15 protein-coding genes and 2 riboswitches are annotated in these 19,327 nt (G+C 61.4%); of the genes, 11 read left to right on the top strand and 4 right to left on the bottom strand.

Going from position 1 to position 19,327, the window contains the following annotated elements:
- The first annotated feature begins 122 nt into the window (after positions 1-122).
- Positions 123-2,417, top strand: coding sequence for a fatty acid cis/trans isomerase (locus LQ249_RS17800; RefSeq protein ID WP_232565732.1), 2,295 nt, complete (start codon positions 123-125; stop codon positions 2,415-2,417).
- Positions 2,418-2,511: 94 nt separating this feature from the next.
- Positions 2,512-3,096: a Fe-S biogenesis protein NfuA gene (gene nfuA, locus LQ249_RS17795; protein ID WP_003190728.1), complete on the top strand. Its 585-nt coding sequence runs from the start codon at positions 2,512-2,514 to the stop codon at positions 3,094-3,096.
- Between the two features lie 251 nt (positions 3,097-3,347).
- Here nfuA and cobM read toward each other — a convergent pair whose 3' ends face one another.
- The 4 genes from cobM to LQ249_RS17775 all read right to left on the bottom strand — a co-directional run bounded on the left by cobM (position 3,348) and on the right by LQ249_RS17775 (position 5,458).
- On the bottom strand, positions 3,348-4,094 hold the full coding sequence (gene cobM / locus LQ249_RS17790) for a precorrin-4 C(11)-methyltransferase (RefSeq protein WP_108526425.1): 747 nt from the start codon (positions 4,092-4,094) through the stop codon (positions 3,348-3,350).
- 70 nt (positions 4,095-4,164) lie between these two features.
- On the bottom strand, positions 4,165-4,557 hold the full coding sequence (locus tag LQ249_RS17785) for a cobalamin biosynthesis protein (RefSeq protein ID WP_126588286.1): 393 nt from the start codon (positions 4,555-4,557) through the stop codon (positions 4,165-4,167).
- Positions 4,554-5,258, bottom strand: coding sequence for a CbtA family protein (locus LQ249_RS17780; RefSeq protein WP_057005417.1), 705 nt, complete (start codon positions 5,256-5,258; stop codon positions 4,554-4,556). The genes LQ249_RS17785 and LQ249_RS17780 overlap by 4 nt, the downstream gene beginning before the upstream one ends.
- Before the next feature lie 11 nt (positions 5,259-5,269).
- The gene (locus tag LQ249_RS17775) at positions 5,270-5,458 is read right to left on the bottom strand and encodes a CbtB domain-containing protein (RefSeq protein ID WP_017846597.1); all 189 of its coding nucleotides are present in this window, start codon (positions 5,456-5,458) and stop codon (positions 5,270-5,272) included.
- 97 nt (positions 5,459-5,555) lie between these two features.
- A riboswitch (cobalamin riboswitch) is annotated at positions 5,556-5,765 on the bottom strand.
- Between the two features lie 41 nt (positions 5,766-5,806).
- Positions 5,807-6,006, top strand: a riboswitch (cobalamin riboswitch).
- Positions 6,007-6,098: 92 nt separating this feature from the next.
- Here LQ249_RS17775 and cobW point away from each other — a divergent pair.
- The 9 genes from cobW (at position 6,099) to LQ249_RS17730 (ending at position 19,240) form a co-directional block, all read left to right on the top strand.
- Entirely contained in the window at positions 6,099-7,166 is a 1,068-nt protein-coding gene (cobW, locus tag LQ249_RS17770) for a cobalamin biosynthesis protein CobW (RefSeq protein ID WP_046383143.1), read from the top strand.
- A gap of 3 nt (positions 7,167-7,169) precedes the next feature.
- A complete protein-coding gene (cobN, locus tag LQ249_RS17765) occupies positions 7,170-10,931 on the top strand; it encodes a cobaltochelatase subunit CobN (protein ID WP_232565731.1) in 3,762 nt (1,253 codons plus the stop codon).
- A complete protein-coding gene (locus tag LQ249_RS17760) occupies positions 10,931-11,932 on the top strand; it encodes an ATP-binding protein (RefSeq protein WP_057005415.1) in 1,002 nt (333 codons plus the stop codon). The genes cobN and LQ249_RS17760 overlap by 1 nt, the downstream gene beginning before the upstream one ends.
- A 53-nt stretch (positions 11,933-11,985) precedes the next feature.
- Entirely contained in the window at positions 11,986-12,588 is a 603-nt protein-coding gene (locus tag LQ249_RS17755) for a vWA domain-containing protein (RefSeq protein ID WP_104904542.1), read from the top strand.
- Positions 12,589-12,698: 110 nt separating this feature from the next.
- Positions 12,699-15,095, top strand: coding sequence for a type VI secretion system Vgr family protein (locus LQ249_RS17750; protein WP_232565730.1), 2,397 nt, complete (start codon positions 12,699-12,701; stop codon positions 15,093-15,095).
- Positions 15,096-15,103: 8 nt separating this feature from the next.
- Complete coding sequence (locus LQ249_RS17745; RefSeq protein ID WP_108526704.1) at positions 15,104-15,859, top strand: DUF4123 domain-containing protein; 756 nt, start codon at positions 15,104-15,106, stop codon at positions 15,857-15,859.
- A gap of 257 nt (positions 15,860-16,116) precedes the next feature.
- The gene (locus LQ249_RS17740; protein WP_108526703.1) at positions 16,117-16,638 is read left to right on the top strand and encodes a DUF3304 domain-containing protein; all 522 of its coding nucleotides are present in this window, start codon (positions 16,117-16,119) and stop codon (positions 16,636-16,638) included.
- Positions 16,626-18,977, top strand: a complete 2,352-nt coding sequence (locus LQ249_RS17735) for a T6SS phospholipase effector Tle1-like catalytic domain-containing protein (RefSeq protein WP_128192688.1) — start codon at positions 16,626-16,628, stop codon at positions 18,975-18,977. The genes LQ249_RS17740 and LQ249_RS17735 overlap by 13 nt, the downstream gene beginning before the upstream one ends.
- Entirely contained in the window at positions 18,977-19,240 is a 264-nt protein-coding gene (locus LQ249_RS17730) for a PAAR domain-containing protein (protein ID WP_198865178.1), read from the top strand. Before LQ249_RS17735 ends, LQ249_RS17730 begins: the two co-directional genes overlap by 1 nt.
- Positions 19,241-19,327: the final 87 nt, after the last annotated feature.

Raw genomic sequence — 19,327 nt, 5'->3', positions numbered from 1 at the left:
CAAACCTGTGTGGATTTGGAGCATGTGCAGGTTTTGCATGAATATCGTTCATGTTGGTGCGCGTGTTAGATCGGTAGAATCCGCGGGGTTTTCCATTTTGGCTTCATATCGGGACCAGGCTCATGCCGTATCGCATCATCATCAGCTTCGTTCTGTTGCTGATTGGCAGCACTACACAGGCCCAAGATCCCACTCCGGCGCTTTCCTACACCCGTGATATCCAACCGATCTTCACTGAGAAGTGCGTGGCGTGCCATGCCTGCTACGACTCGGCCTGCCAGTTGAACCTGGGCAGTGGCGAGGGCGCGGCGCGGGGGGCGACCAAGGTGCTGGTCTACGATGGTGATCGCAGTCAGGCGACCAAGCCGACGCGTCTGTTCTACGACGCGTTCGGCAAGGCTGCCTGGCGGCACGAAGGCTTCACTTCCGTGCTCGACGCCCAAGGCAGCCAGGCTGCGTTGATGGCGCGCATGCTCGAACTGGGCCACAGCCGCGCGCCGTTGCAGCCCAACGGCAAGCTGCCGGACGACATCGTGCTGGGCCTGAACCGCGAGAACATGTGCCCGCGGCCAGAGGAGTTCGACACTTACGCCGACGTGCACCCCAATGAAGGCATGCCGCTGGCCGTGACCGGCTTGAGCGACCAGCAGTACCAGACCCTGCGACGCTGGCTGGCCTCCGGTGCGCCGATTGACCAGCAGGGCGTGGCGCCAAGTGCCCAGGAAGCCGCGCAAGTGCTGCAGTGGGAAAACCTGCTCAACGCCCCCGGCGCCCGCGAAAGCCTGGTCGCCCGCTGGCTGTTTGAACACCTGTTTATCGCACATCTGTATTTCGAAGGCGGTGAGCCGGGGCATTTCTTCCAGTGGGTCCGCTCGCGCACCCCCAGTGGGCAGCCGATCGACCTGATCAATACCCGTCGCCCCAACGACGATCCCGGTACCCGGATCTACTACCGGCTGTGGCCGATACAAGGGGTGATCGTCCATAAGACCCACATCACGTACCCGCTCAGCGCGGCGAAAATGGAACGGGTCAAAGCCTTGTTCTACAGCGGCGACTGGCAGGTCAGCGCCTTGCCAGGCTACGGTCCGGGCCGTCGTGCCAACCCGTTCGAGACGTTCGAGGCGATTCCGGCCCAGGCGCGCTACCAGTTCATGCTCGATAATGCCGAGTACTTTGTCCGCACCTTCATCCGCGGCCCGGTGTGCCGGGGCCAGATCGCCACGGACGTGATCCGCGACAACTTCTGGGCGCTGTTCCAGGCCCCCGAACACGACCTGTACATCACCGATCCGCTCTATCGCGGCCGGGCCACGCCGTTGCTGGCAATGCCCGGGCAGAACGACGACGTGGGCAGCGTGCTCAGCCTGTGGCTCAAGTACCGTGACAAGCGCAACGAGTACGAAGCGCTGCGTCGCTACCGCTATGGCGAGTTGCCGGCGCCCGGTTGGTCGACGCTGTGGGCCGGCAACGACAATGCGTTGTTGAGCATCTTCCGTCACTTCGACAGCGCGTCGGTCAATAAAGGCCTGATCGGTGAAGTCCCGCAGACAATGTGGTTGTTCGATTATCCGTTGCTGGAGCGCACCTACTACCAATTGGTGGTCAACTTCGACGTGTTCGGCAACGTCTCCCATCAGGCCCAGACCCGCTTGTACTTCGACCTGATCCGCAATGGCGCCGAACAGAACTTCCTGCGCCTGATGCCGGCCAATTCGCGGGACGATTTCCTCGACGATTGGTATCAGAACGGCGGCAAGGTCAAGTTGTGGATGGACTATGAGTCGATCGACGACGATAAACCCACCGGCCTGAAACTGAATGAAAAAGACCCGAAGCGCGATTTCGTCAACCAGTTGCTGGCGCGTTATGGCGACCTCAATGCCAGCCCAGACCCGATCAATCGCTGTGTCGGCGCCTACTGCTCGCGGCCGGGCCTCGAACCGGTGCTGCGCGATGCCGAGCAGGCCCTGAGTCGCCTGACGTCACGCCCGGCGGCGGGGCTCAAGGTCATCGACCAATTGCCGGAAGCGACCATGCTGCGCATCGAAACCCGCACCGGTCATCGTGAGGTCTACAGCCTGCTGCGCAACCGTGCCCACAGTAATGTCGCGTTCATGCTGGGTGAGGCTTCTCGCTATCAACCGGGCCTGGACACGTTGACGGTCTACCCCGGCGTGCTGAGCAGTTATCCGAACTTCATGTTCAATATCCCGGCCGAGCAAGTGCCGGCGTTCGTCGCGGCCATGGAAAGTGCCCGCGACGCCCAGCACTTCGAGAAGATCGTCGATCGTTGGGGTGTGCGTCGCAGTCATCCGCAGTTCTGGGAGTACTTCCACGATCTGTCGACCTACGTCCGCGAAACCACGCCGTTGGAAGAGGGTGTGCTGGATATGAACCGCTATGAAAACCTCTGACGGCGATGGCGAGGCTTTTCCGACAAAATTACTGGGGCTTTGTATCTGCGTAATATTTTGGCGTAAACTGCCAGCAAGCCTGTGAGGAGTTTCCATGACTGCCATAACCATTACCGACGCCGCCCACGATTACCTGGCTGACCTGCTGTCCAAGCAGAACACCCCGGGTATCGGCATCCGCGTCTTTATCACCCAGCCTGGCACCCAGTACGCCGAGACGTGCATCGCCTACTGCAAGCCGGGCGAAGAGAAGCCGGAAGACACCGCGCTGGGGCTGAAAAGCTTCACCGCGTATATCGATGCCTTCAGCGAAGCGTTCCTCGACGACGCGGTGGTCGACTACGCCACTGACCGCATGGGCGGCCAATTGACCATCAAGGCGCCGAACGCCAAGGTGCCGAACGTCAATGCCGACAGCCCGGTCAACGAGCGCATCAATTACTACCTGCAAACCGAGATCAACCCTGGGCTGGCCAGCCACGGTGGGCAGGTCAGCTTGATCGACGTGGTGGATGACGGTATCGCCGTATTGAAGTTCGGCGGTGGCTGCCAGGGCTGCGGCCAGGCGGATGTGACCCTGCGTGAAGGCATCGAGCGTACCTTGCTGGAGCGCATTCCGGAGCTCAAGGGCGTCCGCGATGTGACTGACCATACGCAGAAAGAAAACGCCTACTACTGAGTCAGGTGTTCGCTGCGAGCAAAAAAACGGCGCCCCGTGAGCGCCGTTTTTTTATGCTTAAAATTCAGCTGCTTACGCGACCTACCTAACGCTGAACATTAAGTGTGGGAGGGAGCTTGCTCCCGATAGCGGTGTATCTGTCGATTGATAAGTCGACTGACCCGCCGCTATCGGGAGCAAGCTCCCTCCCACATTTTTTTGTGTTTATTTAATTAAATCAGTGTTTTATGTTTGTTTTTTGATGTTTTTGATTAGGGGCGGTACAGGTGTGCATGCCCGGCCCGATACAGCGACGACGCGCTGAAACTGTCACTGGCCAGCACCCGACCCACCACAATCAGCGCCGTGCGCCTGAAGCCTTTGGCCGCGACTTTTTCGGCAATGTCCGCCAAGGTGCCGACAGCCCAATCCTGATCCGGCCAGGTCGCGCGGTGTACCACGGCAATCGGGCAATCCGAGCCATAGTGCGGCAGCAGTTCGGCGACGATCTTCTCCAGGTGATTGACCCCCAGATGAATCGCCATGGTCGTGCCGTGGCGGGCCAGGCTGTCGAAGTCTTCACCGGCGGGCATGCGGGTTTTATCGGCGTAGCGGGTGAGGATCACGCTCTGGGCGATGTCCGGCAGGGTCAGTTCAGTCTCCAGCAGCGCCGCGCAGGCGGCCACGGCGGTGACGCCGGGAATGATCTGGAACGCAATGCCCAACTCGCGCAACAGGCGGATCTGTTCGCCAATTGCGCCGTACAGGCTTGGATCGCCGGAGTGGACCCGCGCCACATCCTGGCCCTTGGCATCGGCGGCCTTGATCAGCTCGATGATCTGTTCCAGGTGCAGTTCGGCGCTGTTGACCACTTGTTCGGCCTGATGCCCCTCCAGTACCGCCGCCGGCACCAGCGACCCTGCATAGATGATCACCGGGCAACTGCGGATCAGCCGCTGGCCTTTGACGGTGATCAATTCCGGGTCGCCGGGGCCGGCGCCGATGAAGTAGACGGTCATGGACAAATCCTGTGAAAAAACGCGCGAGCATGAGGAACGCTCATGATCGGAAGCGGCGATTATCGCGGTTTCAGTCGACGCAGGCCAATGCCAAGGTGGCCCGGGCGGATTTTTTGCGCGGGACCAACAGGCGCGCAGGGGCGCCGCCGAGCTGTTCGGCCAGGGCCAGGGCGGCGCTTTCGGCGATGCCGTAACAACCGGTATGGGCAAAGGCGACGGCAGACCTGTGGCTCAGGCGGTCGTCATACATCGCCAGGTGCGCCGCGCTGAAGCAGTGCAGCGGCAGGTTCAGCCATTGGGCCAGGGCCAGCAAGCCCGGTTCATCCTGCTTGCGATCAAGGCTGGCCAGGGCGGTGATGCGATGGCGCTCGATACCGCCCTCGGCGAGGGCGGCGTCCAGCAGGTCCAGCAGGGCTTGAAACTCGCAGCCGCGCTGGCAGCCCAGGCCGACCACGAGGTTCATGCGATGTATCGATCGTCGCGGTTGCGGCGAAACAACCAGGCGCTGATCAGCCCCAACGCCAGCCAGAACGCGACGTTGGTCAGTTGCGAGGCGATCTTGAACTGCGCTTCCAGGGCCTCAGGGGCCAGCATCGAATGCACTTCAGGTTGCGGAGCGCCAATCACATGAGGCACCACGAGGATTGCCGCGCCCAGCGCTTTGAGCAGCCAGTTGCCACCGAATACCAGCAGCGCGATACCGGCCGCGGTTGAGGCCGCCGTGCCGATCCACCAGATCTGCCGTTGTGCCAGGTCGGCCGCGGCAGTGCCCGGCAATTCCGGCGGCAGGCCCAGGGTTGGCGCCAACACGAAGGTCGCGTAACCGGCCAGGCCCCACAGCAGGCCTTGAGCCGTGCGAGTCGGCGCGCGCAGGGTGTAGAGCCCGGCGAGCATCAAGGCGAAACCGACCGCCACCACCAGATTGCCGCCGGTGGTCGACAGCACGCGCTGCCAGCCGTCTTCCGGCTCCCAGGCTTCGGCGTCATGGGTGTGTGCAGCGGTGCCAGCAGCGTGCTCGTGTGCCACTTGTGTCGCCGCCGGGGCTTTTTCAAAGGTTTCCGCCTGCATGATCAGCGGGGCGACCCAGAAACTTTGCAGCAGGGTCAACAACAGGGCGGCCAGCAGCCCACTGAAACCTGCGGTTTGCGCAATACGCTTGATCATGTCGGCAGGTCTCAATGGCACGGGAACGCGGCGCTGTGGCGGGTATCGTGGGCGGCGTTGTGTACCGCTTCGATATGCGAGAACCCGGCGAAATACACCAGGCACGCGCCGAGGATCGACGCGCCGATGGCGGCGCCCAGACGTTGGCTCAGGGTGGCGGTGCTGCTGGTGCTAGGCGAGGTGCTGCTGATGATCGACATGGCGCGTCCCTTCAGGGGTTCAGGGTGACACGAGCGCATGCAAAACCCGCGAGCCAGGCACGCAGGGTTCAAACAGCGCCCGCCCACCGCGGGTTTGTTAGATGATTTTTTTCGGGCCGGTCTCCGGGCTTGCGAGGGGACTCTTGAACTGAGTCCTGAAAGCATCGCCTTCCCATGCACAACGCACAGTGGCCGTGACGCTTCGCTCGCTTACCGTTGCGGGGGCAGCACCGGACTGGTCATATCGCTATGACGCACCGGTTTCCCGTTTCACCCTGTGAAGGGCACCCGAAACAAGGTGTGTAGGAAAGCATGCAGGGCGACGGTAGTCAAATTGACTGAGCCCCTGTAGCCTTGCACCCTCGAGGTTCTTCGGCCCAGGCCGGAGCTAAGAAGGGAACGCGGTTCAAGCCGCGGCTGCCCCCGCAACTGTGAAGGGTTTATCTGACTGCCACGCCACTGCCATCAAGGCGGGAAGGCGCAGCCAGCGCCGGTCGCAAGACCCGCAAGCCCCAAGCCAGGAGACCTGCCTCGCAACCGATTTTTCAATTCAACCGGGCGGGGTGATCCGGTGACGAAATCTGCTGCTGCGCGTCGCGCAGGGCCTATCGTCCCGTATGCCCGCCCCCAAGGGCATCCGATGAAAACACTGGCCAAACTCCCCGTCACCATCGTTACCGGCTTTCTCGGCTCGGGCAAAACCACCTTGCTGCGCCATATGCTCGATAACGCCCAGGGCCGTCGCATCGCGGTGATCGTCAACGAGTTCGGCGAGCTGGGCATCGACGGTGAAATCCTCAAGCAGTGCTCCATCGGTTGCACCGAGGAAGAAGCCAACGGCCGCGTGTATGAACTGGCCAACGGCTGCCTGTGCTGCACCGTACAGGAAGAGTTCTTCCCGGTGATGCGCGAACTGGTTGCCCGTCGCGGCGACCTTGACCATATCCTCATCGAAACCTCCGGCCTGGCCCTGCCAAAACCCTTGGTCCAGGCGTTCCAGTGGCCGGAAATCCGCAACGCCTGCACGGTCGATGCGGTGATCACCGTGGTCGACAGCCCCGCCGTGGCGGCCGGCACCTTCGCCGCCTTCCCGGATCAGGTCGACGCCCAGCGCAAACTCGACCCGAACCTGGACCACGAATCACCGCTGCATGAACTGTTCGCCGACCAACTGGCCAGCGCCGACCTGGTGATCCTCAACAAGTGCGACCTGATCAGCCCCGACGACCTGGCCCGCGTGCGCCTGGAAGTCGCCGAAGAGTTGCCGCCGGCGGTGAAGATCATCGAAGCCAGCAGCGGTCGGGTACCGCTGGACGTGCTGATCGGCCTGGGCGCCGGCTCCGAAGAGCACATCGACGGTCGCCATAGCCATCACGATCATCATCACGAAGGTGAAGACGATCATGATCATGATCACGATGCGTTCGACTCCATTTCCATCGACTTGCCCCAGTCCGACGAAGCCCTGCTGCTCGACGCCCTGAGCCAATTGGTGGTGCAGCACGGCATCCTGCGCGTCAAAGGCTTCGCGGCGATCCCGAACAAGCCGATGCGCCTGCTGATCCAGGGCGTGGGTACACGCTTCGACAAACACTTCGACCGCGCCTGGAGCGCCGACGAAGCGCGCATCACGCGCCTAGTGCTGATCGGCCAGGACCTCGACGCGGCGGGCCTCGAAGCGCAATTGCGCGCCGCCCTCAGCGTTTAACCCATGCACCTGCTCAGGACCCAGCCCGGCGGTTTCGTCGCGGACGACAACATTGCCGACCTTGGGCAAACCCCCGCCGAGCTGGTGATCCTGTGCAGCGGCGACTCCAGCCTGGCGCTGCTGGCCGAAGCGGCCCAGCAGTTGCCCGAGGATTACCCGAGCCTGCGCCTGGCCAACCCGATGCAGGTGCAGAACCATGCATCGGTGGACCTGTACGTCGATGAAGTGCTGCGCCACGCCAAGGTCATCCTGATTTCCCTGCACGGCGGCATCGGCTATTGGCGTTACGGCGTCGAGCGCCTGGTGGCGTTGGCCGAGCGCGGGGTCACGCTGATCCTGGTGCCGGGGGATGACCGCCCCGACCCGGAACTCAGCGGCCTCAGCACCGTGGATGCCGCAGCGCGTGACCGCCTGTGGCAGTTCCTGCGCCAGGGCGGCCTGGGTAATGCGCTGGATTTTTATCGTTGCCTGGCCAGCGCCTACCTGGGCCGCGACTATGCCTGGGCCGAGCCGCAAACCCTGGCGCGCAGCGCGATTTATCACCCGCGTAAGGCCAATGCGTGCCTCAACGACTGGCAGTTGGATTGGAATCCTGAGTGCCCGGTGGCGGCGGTGCTGTTCTACCGCTCCCATCTGCAAGCGGCCAATACCGGTTTTATCGATGTGTTCTGCCAGCGTCTGCAGGCGGCGGGCCTGAATCCGTTGCCGATGGCAGTGGCCAGTCTGAAGGAGCCTGGCTGCCTGACGGTGGTCGAGGACTGGCTGGATGAGGTCGGGGCGGCGGTGATTCTCAACACCACCGGCTTTGCCCAGTCCAGCCCCGAAGCACCGCATTTGCGCCCGTTTCGCCGCAATATCCCGGTGATCCAGGCGATTTGCGCCCAGGACAACCAACCCGCCTGGCAGGCCAGCGAACAAGGCCTCGGCCCACGCGACCTGGCGATGCACATCGCTTTGCCGGAACTGGACGGGCGCATCATCAGCCGACCGATCAGCTTCAAGGACCTGGCCTGGCGCAGTGAGCGCAGCCAGTCGGACGTGGTGTGCTACCGCGCAGCGCCGGAACGCATGGACTTTGTCGCTGAACTGGCGCGCCGTTGGGTCGAACTGGCGCGGGTGCCGAATGCCGACAAGCGCATCGCCCTGATCCTGGCCAATTACCCGACGCGCGACGGCCGCATCGGCAACGGCGTCGGCCTGGACACGCCGGCGGCGGCGCTGAATATCCTGCGGGCCTTGCAGGCCGAGGGTTATCCGCTGCCCGAAATCCTGCCGGAAAGCGGCACCGCGCTGATCCACGAACTGCTCGGTGGCGTCACCAACGACCTGGACAACCTCGACCTGCGCCCGTGCCACCAAAGCCTGGGCCTGGACGACTACGAGGCGATGTTCAAGCGCCTGCCCGAAGCCAACCGCCAGGCGGTGTTGGAACGCTGGGGCACGCCGCACAACGACCCGATGTGCCGCGACGGCCGCCTGATGATCGCCGGCCTGCGCCTGGGCTTGACGTTTATCGGCATCCAGCCGGCCCGCGGTTATCAGGTGGACGCCAGCGCGGTGTACCACGACCCGGACCTGGTGCCGCCTCACGCTTACCTGGCGTTCTATTTCTGGTTGCGCCACACCTACGGCGCTCACGGCGTGATCCACGTCGGCAAGCACGGCAACCTGGAATGGCTGCCGGGCAAGGGCGTCGGGCTGTCGGAAAATTGCTGGCCCGACGCGCTGCTCGGGCCGCTGCCGAATATCTATCCGTTTATCGTCAACGACCCGGGTGAGGGCGCCCAGGCCAAGCGGCGCACCCAGGCGGTGATCATCGATCACTTGATGCCGCCGCTGACCCGTGCCGAAACCTACGGGCCGCTGCGCGACCTGGAGCTGTTGGCGGACGAATACTACGAAGCGCAATTGCTCGACCCGCGCCGCGCCCGCGAGCTGCAAAAGGACATCCTCAAGCTGGTGCGCGAAACCCGTATCGACCAGGAGCTTGAGCTGGACAGCGAGGCCGACGCGGCGATCTGGCTGCCGCGCCTGGATACCTACCTGTGTGACCTGAAGGAATCGCAGATCCGCGACGGCCTGCATATCTTCGGCGAGTCGCCCCAGGGCCGCTTGCGTATCGACACCTTGCTCGCGTTGCTGCGTATCCCGCGTGGCGACGGCCGAGGCGCGCAATCGAGCCTGTTACGGGTGTTGGCCAAGGCCTTCGAGCTGGGTTTCGACCCGCTGGACTGCGCCCTGGCCGAACCCTGGACCGGACGCCGCCCGGAGGTTTTGCAAAGGATCGATCCACAGCGATGGCGCACCGCTGGTGATACCCGCGAGCGCCTGGAACTGTACGCTGCACGGTTGATCGAGCAGGCGCTGGCGGGGCCGCTGGAACAGCTGGAAGAGCCCGGTTGGGAGGACGTCAAATCCGTCATCGAAAGCCTGCGCAGTGTCGTGGCGCCACGCCTGGATGGGTGCGGCCCGGCGGAAATGCGCGGCCTGCTCGATGCCCTGGGCGGCCGCTTCGTGCCGGCGGGCCCAAGCGGCGCGCCGAGCCGGGGGCGTCTGGATGTGCTGCCCACCGGGCGCAATTTTTTCAGCGTCGACGTGCGCAACCTGCCAACCACCACTGCCTGGCGCATCGGTTTCCAGTCGGCCAACCTGATTCTCGAGCGGCACCTGCAAGACCACGGCGACCACCTGCGCCAGCTCGGCCTGTCGGTGTGGGGCACCGCGACCATGCGTACCGGCGGCGACGATATCGCCCAGGCCATGGCCCTGATGGGGGTACGCCCGGTGTGGGCCACGGGCAGCCAGCGGGTGGACGACTTCGAAATCCTGCCGATCAGCCTGCTGGACCGCCCGCGTGTCGACGTGACTTTGCGCGTGTCCGGGTTCTTCCGGGATGCCTTCGCCAACCTGATCCGCCTGTTCGATGCAGCGGTACAGGCGGTGGCGGCGCTGGACGAGCCTGACGATATGAACCCGCTGGCCGCCAAGGTCCGTTGCGAGCGCCAGGCGTTGCTTGAGTCCGGCCTGGACGAGGCCGCGGCGGCGAAACAGGCGGGCTGGCGTATTTTCGGGGCCAAGCCGGGTGCCTATGGCGCGGGCGTGCAGGGCGCGATCGACGGTCGTTTGTGGCAAAGCCGCGAGGACTTGGCCGAGGTCTACCTGAATTGGGGTGGCTACGCCTATGGTGGCGCCGACGAGGGCACCGCCGCCCGCGGGCAATTCGCCCAACGCCTGAGCCAGGTGCAGGCGGTGCTGCAAAACCAGGACAATCGCGAGCACGACCTGCTCGATTCCAACGATTACTACCAATTCCAGGGCGGCATGCTCGCCGCCGTGGAAACCCTGAGCGGCGACAAGGCCGCCAGCTACCATGGCGACCACAGCCAGCCGGACGTGCCGAAGATCCGCACCTTGAAGGAGGAGCTGAACCGGGTGATCCGTGCCCGCGCCGCCAACCCCAAGTGGATCGAAGGCGTGAAGCGTCATGGCTATAAAGGTGCGTTCGAGATGGCGGCGACCGTGGACAATCTGTTCGCCTTCGACGCCACCACCGCGCTGATCGACGATCACCAATACGCCTTGCTCGCCGACGCCTACCTACTCGACCCCGACACCCGCGCCTTTGTGCAACAGCACAACCCTGATGCCCTGCGGGACATGACCGAGCGCCTGCTCGAAGCCCAGCAGCGTGGCATGTGGCAAGCGCCGGGGGCGTATCGCGAGGCGTTGGAAAACCTGTTGCTGGATATAGAAGAAGACAGCTGATGACTGATATTCCCCATTTCCCGCTGTCGGCCGTGGTCGGTGCCGACGACCTGAAACTCGCGCTGTGCCTGACCGCCATCGACCCGAAGATCGGCGGCGTGCTGATCGAAGGCCCGCGCGGCATGGCCAAGTCCACCCTGGCACGTGGCTTGGCGGACCTGTTGGCCAGCGGTCAATTCGTCACCTTGCCGTTGGGCGCCACCGAAGAGCGCCTGGTCGGCACCTTGGATCTGGATGCAGCATTGGGCGAAGGCCGCGCGCAGTTTTCACCCGGCGTGCTGGCCAAGGCGGATGGTGGGGTGTTGTATGTCGACGAGGTCAACTTGCTGCCCGATCATTTGGTGGACCTGCTGCTGGACGTGGCCGCCAGCGGCACCAACCTGATCGAGCGCGACGGCATCTCCCACCGGCATGCGGCGCGTTTTGTGCTGATCGGCACGATGAACCCGGAGGAGGGTGAGTTGCGTCCGCAGTTGCTCGACCGCTTCGGCTTCAATGTGGCCTTGAGCGGGCAAACCGTGCCGGCCGAGCGTGGGCAGATCATCCGCCGGCGCCTCGACTTCGACAGCGACCCCGTGGCCTTCTGCGCGTTGTGGGCCGAACCGCAGGCCGCCCTGCGCGAGCGTTGCACCCGGGCGCGGGCCTGCCTCGAGGCCATTGCATTGGATGACGAGGCGCTGGCACAGATCACCCAACGCTGCTTTGCCGCGGGCGTGGATGGTTTGCGCGCCGACCTTGTCTGGTTGCGTGGCGCAAGAGCGCATGCAGCCTGGCGCGGCGCGACCGCCATCGCCGAGGAAGATATCGAAGCCGTGGCCGAGTTTGCCTTGCGCCATCGTCGCCAGGCGCAGTCCCCGCCGCCCAGCCCGCCCAACCATGAGGGCCAGGCGCCTCAAGCGTCCGACACTTCACCCGGCCAAGGCCAGTGGGGTGATATGCCCGCACCGGCCTTGCCCACGGGCGCTCGCCGAGACGTGCCCGCCTGGCCAAAAAAGCCCTAGGCATCCGCCCCCGACCTGACGCGGGGGCGGATGCCCGGCCCAAGGCGGGGCGACTGGATAAAGGCAGGCACGGCAAGTCGCGCGACGCGCAGCAGGGCTCGATCAATTGGCCGGGCACCTTGCTCGGCGGGCGGCCGCAGTCTCGTGAGGACCTGCGTTTCCACCTGCGCAGCCGCTCGGCCCAGGAGTTATGGTTGGTGATTGTCGACGCGTCGGCATCGACGCGGCGGCATCGTGCATTGACCGATGCCAAAGGGTTATTGGCGCAACTGTTGGATGACGCCTACCGCCAGCGGGCGCGCATGGCATTGCTGACGGCGAGCGGGCAGTCGCCGAAGTGGCAGGTGCAGGGCCTGAAAGCCGCGAAAAGCCTGGCTGGCTGGCTCGATCAGCTCGGCGCGGGTGGCGGTACGCCGCTGTTGGCAGCGCTGGGCGAGGCGGCGCAATGGCTGGTGGCACGCAGAACGCGTTTCCCCACCGAACAGCAGCGGTTGCTGGTGGTGACCGACGGGCGACTCAAGGAGATTGCCGCGTTGCCATCGCTGGAGTGCCCGGGGTTATTGGTCGATATCGAGCGCGGGCCGATTCGGTTGGGGAGGGCGCGAGAACTGGCTCAGCACCTGTATTTGGATTATCGACATATCGATAGTTTTTAGGCTCTAAAACCAGATCGGGAAGTGTCGCTCTTGTAAAGTCGAATCTTCCGACATTAATCACCGATAACAAATCTTTACTCTCTGGGCTTTCGCGTCCAGGAGTAAAGGGAATGACTTCCAGCGTACTGCCGAGGGTTCTTTTCGATCACAGCCGGCACACCCTGAGTGTGCGCAACATCGAAGCCCGTCTCGACGTGTTGGCCTTTGAAGGCCATGAACACCTGAGCCAACCCTTCACCTATCGCGTGGAATTCACCAGCACCGAACGTGACCTCGCCGCCGAAACCCTGCTTGGCCAGGACGCCCGTTTCAGCCTGCACGCCGCCCCGCAAAAACCACCGGCCTCAGGCTTCAGCGCGCCCGCGGTCAAACCGCTGCGCACCTTGCACGGCGTGGTCACCGGCTTCAAGCGTCAGTCCGGCTCGAACGACCAGGCCCGTTATGAAATCACTCTGCAGCCGCGCCTGGCCCTGCTCGGCCAAGGCAGACAATTTCGCATCTATCAGCATCAATCCGTGCCGCAGATCGTCGAAAGCATCCTGCGCAGCCGCCACGACTTTGAAGGCCAGGACTTTCTGTTCAGCCTGAAACGCGACTACCCCAGGCGCGAGCAGGTCATGCAATACGGCGAGAGCGACCTGGCCTTCATCGACCGTCTGCTCGCCGACGTCGGCATCTGGTACCGCTTCACCAGCGACGAACGCCTGGGTATCGATGTGGTCGAGTTCTGCGACGATCAGCGCCTCTACCAGTTCGACATCGCGCTGCCGTATCGCCCGCAATCCGGGTTGGGCAGCAGCGGGCAGGACGCGGTGTGGCACCTGCAATCGAACCACCAGGTGGTCGAACAACAGGTGCATATCCGCGCCTACCACCCCCGCGACGCCGGCGCCCACCTGAGCGGCGAGATCGACCAGAGCCGCGGCGCCAGCGGCACCTACGGCGAGGCCTACCACTACGCCGAGCCCTACACGACCCTCGGCGACCGGCTGGATCAGGACGAAGACCTGCTCAGTGAAAGCGGCTACTTCTACGCACGCCTGCGCCACGAGCGTTACCTCAACGCCCAGACCCAACTCAGCGGCATCACCAGCAGCGCCACGTTGGCGCCGGGGCAGGTGCTGCACATCTCCGGCGGCGCGCCCCAAGCCTTCACACCGGGCGCGGTGATCACCGGCCTGACCACCACCGCCGCCCGCGACAGCAGCTTGGTCGCGACCTTCCAGGCCATACCCTATTCAGACACCGTGTGCTTTCGCCCCGCACTGCAGCCCAAACCCCAAATCGCCGGCACCGTCCCGGCCCGCGTCACCAGCCCACAGGCCAACGACCCCTACGGCCACATCGACCTCGAAGGGCGCTACAAGGTCAACTTCCTGTTCGACCGCGACACCTGGAAACCCGGCGAAGAAAGCCTATGGCTACGCCTGGCCCGACCCTACGCCGGAGATACCCACGGCCTGCACCTGCCGTTGATTGCAGGGACCGAAGTGGCGATTGCGTTCGAGCAGGGCGACCCAGACCGGCCCTACATCGCGCACGCGTTGCACGATAGCCAGCATGTCGATCATGTGACCTTGCGTAACTACAAACGCAACGTGCTGCGTACCCCGGCGAACAACAAGCTGCGGATGGATGACACGCGGGGGCGGGAGCACGTCAAGGTCAGTACTGAGCACAGTGGTAAGAGCCAGCTGAATCTTGGGCATTTGGTGGATGGTCAGCGTAAAAAACGTGGGGAAGGGTTTGAGCTACGTACAGATGCTTGGGGGAGCATTCGTGCAGGCAAAGGGTTGTTCATCAGTGCGGATATACAGGCCAAGGCTTCTGGTGATGTGCTCACCATGGCGCCAGCCACCGATCTGGTCGCGGGAGCCACACAACAAATCGCTGACTGGCAGGCAATCGCCCAGTCTCATCGCAGTCGCAAACCCGCCATTGATGGTCTGCAACAGTTCCAGGACCACGCCAAAGACCTGAACGCCTCAGCCATCCTACTCAGTGCGCCCAAGGGCATTGGTGCGGTAACCCCTGAAAGCCTGCTGCTCAAAAGCGGCGAGGCGATGTATGTGCAAAGCAACGATGAGATCAACCTGGCAGCCGCTCAACGGCTGTCCGTCCACGCGAATCAGGCCATTTCCCTGCTTGCCCAGCAGGAAGGCATGCGCCTGGTGTCCGGCAAGGGGCCGCTGGAAATCGAATCCCACAACGACGTGTTGAATCTGATTGCCCAGCAAGACATCACCCTGCAGACCGTACAGGGGCATCTGCAACTGACGGCTAAAAACGGCATCACCTTGGCGTGTGGTGGCGGGTATATCCGCATCACACCCGGCGGCGCTATCGATATCCACACCCCGGGCAAGCTCAACCTTAAAGGCCAACACGTCTGGGAAACCACGACCAGCCAGCGCTTTCCTTTGCGTGAGTTGCCGCAGTCGGTGTGCAAGGCGTGCCTGGAAAAGGCTCGGAAAAATGCGGTCGGTTTACTTATGCGCGAAGGTTGATGGGGAATATGAAGATGGCAACACCAACGGAATGGCAAGATCAGATCGAGCAGGTATGTGCCAGCCTGGGTCTACTACAGGTCGACTTGCTGCTCGACCAATCGGATTGGAACAACTGTGCTGTACCCGCGCTGAAGACGTTGAGGCCTGAAGTCCCGTGGTTTTCATTATTTAGCGGTACTCCGGAAGAGAACTTGCTGGATCAGGCACCGCTGTTAATGCGTCTTGATTTGGCACATTGGCAACACAAAGCCTGGCTGGAAGAACTGATGATCCACTGCGCCACCGATGCTCGCTTGCTGGTGGTGATCTCACCGTTATCGTTCAAGTCATTGAGTCATGCACTGCAAGCCCTGTCGCAAATGAAGTGGGGTGGGGAGTCTGGTTTGTTGCGTTATTACGACCCACGAATCTTTCCCTTGTTGATGTCTTCGATCCTGACAGACGTCCAGCGCGTCGAATACTTAAAAGTTGCGTGCTACTGGGGTTGGCTGGATCGGGATGATCAGTCGCAGTGGATAGAGGGTATTGCGCAGCCGCAGAAAAATACTATCGCAATACCGACCTGGATCGACCTTGATGATCAGCAATGTGAACTGATTGGTTGTATCAGTGATGCACAGAAACTGTTGGATGGTGGGAACTTTAATTACTTGGAGGCCAGCCTGGAACAGCGTTTCGCTACTTTGTATTCGGTCACCGTACAGGCTAGTCAGGAAAACTACTTTGGGAGTTTGACTGAGTACGTAAAGAGGAAATCATGAGCTATGAAGGCGTATCGACTGTTCGACGTGCCCGCAAGATCGGGAAATTTTTTAAAAAAATGCTTTGAGAGAGTTTGCCATGTTCAGCATGCTGGTAGGTTTTTTTGTTCGATACCGTGATGTTGTGTAGCGATCATCAAAATAAAGTTATCAGAGATTATTAGTGTGTCGGATATCTGCGTGATGAAAACTTCCTGGCTGTGTGTAGGGTTGATGAGCTTGGCGTATGAGCCTGATGCTGTTTGAGAGGGGGTGTTATGAGGTTTATAGTTTGGAAAGAGCTATTTAAATGTTTATCTGTTTTTTTGGGCTTGATGTTGTTCGGGTGTTCCTCCGCGGATAGTCAGATGGTGGGAGGAAATATACAAGCGATTAACCATACTACGGGGGCTATCAACTGGCTCTCGGTGAATGGTTATCGGGCAGACGGAGGAGGTGGGCGGTCGTGTTGCATTATTATGCCAGTTGTATGGAGGCCTGGTTTGAAAGCCACGATCGAGTGGGAGGTTGATCCTGATCCGTATGCATATTCAAAGTGGCCTCCTCTAGGTACTGATGGATACCGATTGTCCCAAGCTAAGCATAGAGAAAATTACCAGCGTAACAGAGTAGTAGTGGATATTCCGCAGTGGTTTGGTACGGAGTCCTGCGATCTTAAGGTCCATTTCTTAACTTGTAATCAGGTGGAGGTGACTACTTCATGTTGGGCTCATGGCTCATCAAATTATCCGATTAAAGTTCCTAAGGGTCTGCAGGAGCCAGCTGTATGTCCGAAATGAAAAAAATTTCAAAGGCAGCTGTTTGGGCGCCGCCAGGGTTCCCCTCGGAAGGGCGTCTGCCTTGTGATATCACCCAGGTGGTTGCTAATTATGAGATGCAGACCGCAGAGGAAAATCGATTTCGTCAACTGGTCAATCGTAATGGGCGGAAGCAGTATTTTGAGTGTTGCCATAGCCTCCATATTAGTCTGTTTTTCGACGGTACTAATAATAACGATAATAACGACACCAAGAAAAAACACCCCAGCAATGTTGCCAAGCTCTTTCATGCTGCCCTGAGAGGCGAAGCTGCAGAAAAAAATGGCTATTTCTCTTATTACCTGCCGGGAGTTGGAACCGCTTTTCCGGAGATAGGTGAGTTGGACTACAGCGAGGGTGGATTGAAATATGCAACGGGTGGTGAAGATCGAATCAACTGGGCGCTGGTTTCTTTGGCACATGCTCTGAAGTCAGCTTTGGCCGATCAGGATGTGTCTAACGCTGAAAGGAAGCGTGCCGTCGAGGCCATGAGCACCTGGAAAGCACCACTGATGAGTGGCCTGGGTCTGGGCAATCGACGGCGAACGATGAGCCAGTTGCTCGAGCCCTTGCAGGCGCGAGTAGAGTTGGCCAAGCCCCGCGTACTGGCGGTCAAATTGTATGTGTACGGTTTCTCGCGCGGAGCGGCAGAAGCACGCACTTTTGTCACTTGGCTAAGCCAGTTGTTCGATGCACCGACGGGGGCCGAACAGCCCTTGCAATGTCTGATTGGCTTGCCGGTAAGTGTCGAATTTCTCGGGCTACTGGACACCGTTGCTTCGGTGGGCATCGCCCATGCGGCACCTTTTTTCGCCGGGCATATGGATTGGGCCGATGATACCCAACTCATCCCGGATGCCCAGCGTTTTCCTGGCCTGGTCAAGTGTTGCCGACATTTTGTCGCAGGCTTCGAGCAGCGCTCGTGTTTCCCGCTCGACTCGATCCGTAACGAGGATGGCCAATACCCGGACAACACCTATGAAGTGGTGTATCCCGGTGTGCATTCCGATGTTGGCGGCGGTTATCCGCAAAACGACCAAGGTAAGGCCCGCGGCGGTACTCAGGAATTGGTTTCGCAGGTCGTTTTGCATGACCTTTATGCAGCTGCCTTCGCTGCTGGTGCCCCCCTGCAGGTGTCGGAATTAGTATTGCCAAAAACATTGCAGTTAGAGAAGTCGTGGCGCGTTATGTCGGAGGCTAACATCACGGAGTTTGATATAGATCGTTTGGTATCCGAACGCTTCAACGCCTGGCGCAAAACCCTACCCGGCATCAACGCCGACGAACCCACCCATGACTCCCCTTGGCTCTACCAGCCACTGCGGCTGAATGCGCCCGTGGAAGACGTACTGGCCGATCAACTGGGCTGGATCACCGGTTGGCGCATAGGCCGGTTTGCCAATGATCGCGACGGCGGTAACGACAGCTACAAACATCAGCCTTTTTTCAGTCAGGCCAGGGAAACTACGACTTATCAGGCCAGTGAGGAGCGCAAGGCTTACGACCAACATAAAAAAAATCTCGCGAACCTGCGGCTGAAAACCCCCGAAGCTGCGACGAACTACCCCGGCCCGCCGATCTATGAGCCGCAGGTCGACCAGACCCAGCTCAGCCAGGCCGCTGCCGAATTCAAGAGCGACTACCTCGGGCAGAAACGTGAGCAAAGCAGCCTGGCAGGCACCATCACTGACGTGTTGTTGCGCGACGCGATATATCTGCTCAATTCCGATGATGAGACCCAGGATCACGCCGCCATCAAGGCAGCGGGTGAGCAGCGCTGCAAGCTACTGTTTCGGGACGCTCGCGGCACCCCCAGCGCAGACCCGCAAATGGCGTTGCTGGTAGCGTTGTTCGATGATCAGATCCACGACTCGCGGGCCTGGTTCATGCACGACGCCTTGAAAACTCGGGAAATGTGGGCGGGTTATTTCTTTTACCGCATGACTTATTTCGGCAACGACAACAGTCGGTATCTTTCGCCGGTGGTGGTAGCCGGCCGAGTGTTGGGTGTGGCGATGATAGCCGGGGCGACGGTATACGGTATCAAGCGAAAAGGCGTGGCGGGAGGGCTGGGTGGATTGGCCGTCGGCATCGGTGGGGCGACCATCGGTTATCAGGTCATCGACAAGGCGCGGGGCGTGGCGTTGCCGTTCTTGGCGGGTGCCGAGAAGCTCCTGCAACCGACCGCTCACGTGGGGCAGGTGGCGGCCGAGCTAAAGCGCCAGATCGCGCTGGACGATTATCGGCAACGGATTGAGCGGACCAGCGCCATGTTGCGCGAGGCGGGCAGTCTTTTCGAACTTGAGCGCGAGGTGGTTTGATGCTGCCTCTCGTACGCATGGGCGACCCACTGCACCCGTTTGGCGGTGAGGTTTTGTCGGGGCACTACAAAGCCTTCGGCAAACCAGTGGCCTGCGTGGATGATCAAGTTCGCTGCAACCTGCATGGCATTACGCACATTATCGAAGGCGCTTCGGGTTCAACCATGGACGGCAAACCTGTGGCGCTGCACGGCCATCGTTGCGCGTGTGGTTGCCAGTTGGTCAGCAGCCTGCCGGCCACTTCAATGGTGGTTGCGCCATGAACCGTCCGCCTGAGTACCCCGACGTTATCGAACCGGGCGAGCCGCGTTGGCGCAGTTGGTGGTTGGGGTTGGCACTGCCGTGGGGAG

Source organism: Pseudomonas sp. 7-41, from assembly GCF_021233075.1.
Classification (GTDB): Bacteria; Pseudomonadota; Gammaproteobacteria; order Pseudomonadales; family Pseudomonadaceae; genus Aquipseudomonas; species Aquipseudomonas veronii.
This window is presented reverse-complemented; position numbering and strand designations above follow the sequence as displayed.

Excerpts from the sequence above, each read along its gene's own strand:
- LQ249_RS17800 (WP_232565732.1), top strand. The coding sequence starts at position 123 with ATGCCGTATCGCATCATCATCAGCTTCGTTCTGTTGCTGATTGGCAGC.
- nfuA (WP_003190728.1), top strand. The coding sequence starts at position 2,512 with ATGACTGCCATAACCATTACCGACGCCGCCCACGATTACCTGGCTGAC.
- cobM (WP_108526425.1), bottom strand. The coding sequence starts at position 4,094 with ATGACCGTCTACTTCATCGGCGCCGGCCCCGGCGACCCGGAATTGATC.
- LQ249_RS17785 (WP_126588286.1), bottom strand. The coding sequence starts at position 4,557 with ATGAACCTCGTGGTCGGCCTGGGCTGCCAGCGCGGCTGCGAGTTTCAA.
- LQ249_RS17780 (WP_057005417.1), bottom strand. The coding sequence starts at position 5,258 with ATGATCAAGCGTATTGCGCAAACCGCAGGTTTCAGTGGGCTGCTGGCC.
- LQ249_RS17775 (WP_017846597.1), bottom strand. The coding sequence starts at position 5,458 with ATGTCGATCATCAGCAGCACCTCGCCTAGCACCAGCAGCACCGCCACC.
- cobW (WP_046383143.1), top strand. The coding sequence starts at position 6,099 with ATGAAAACACTGGCCAAACTCCCCGTCACCATCGTTACCGGCTTTCTC.
- cobN (WP_232565731.1), top strand. The coding sequence starts at position 7,170 with ATGCACCTGCTCAGGACCCAGCCCGGCGGTTTCGTCGCGGACGACAAC.
- LQ249_RS17760 (WP_057005415.1), top strand. The coding sequence starts at position 10,931 with ATGACTGATATTCCCCATTTCCCGCTGTCGGCCGTGGTCGGTGCCGAC.
- LQ249_RS17750 (WP_232565730.1), top strand. The coding sequence starts at position 12,699 with ATGACTTCCAGCGTACTGCCGAGGGTTCTTTTCGATCACAGCCGGCAC.
- LQ249_RS17745 (WP_108526704.1), top strand. The coding sequence starts at position 15,104 with ATGAAGATGGCAACACCAACGGAATGGCAAGATCAGATCGAGCAGGTA.
- LQ249_RS17740 (WP_108526703.1), top strand. The coding sequence starts at position 16,117 with ATGAGGTTTATAGTTTGGAAAGAGCTATTTAAATGTTTATCTGTTTTT.
- LQ249_RS17735 (WP_128192688.1), top strand. The coding sequence starts at position 16,626 with ATGTCCGAAATGAAAAAAATTTCAAAGGCAGCTGTTTGGGCGCCGCCA.
- LQ249_RS17730 (WP_198865178.1), top strand. The coding sequence starts at position 18,977 with ATGCTGCCTCTCGTACGCATGGGCGACCCACTGCACCCGTTTGGCGGT.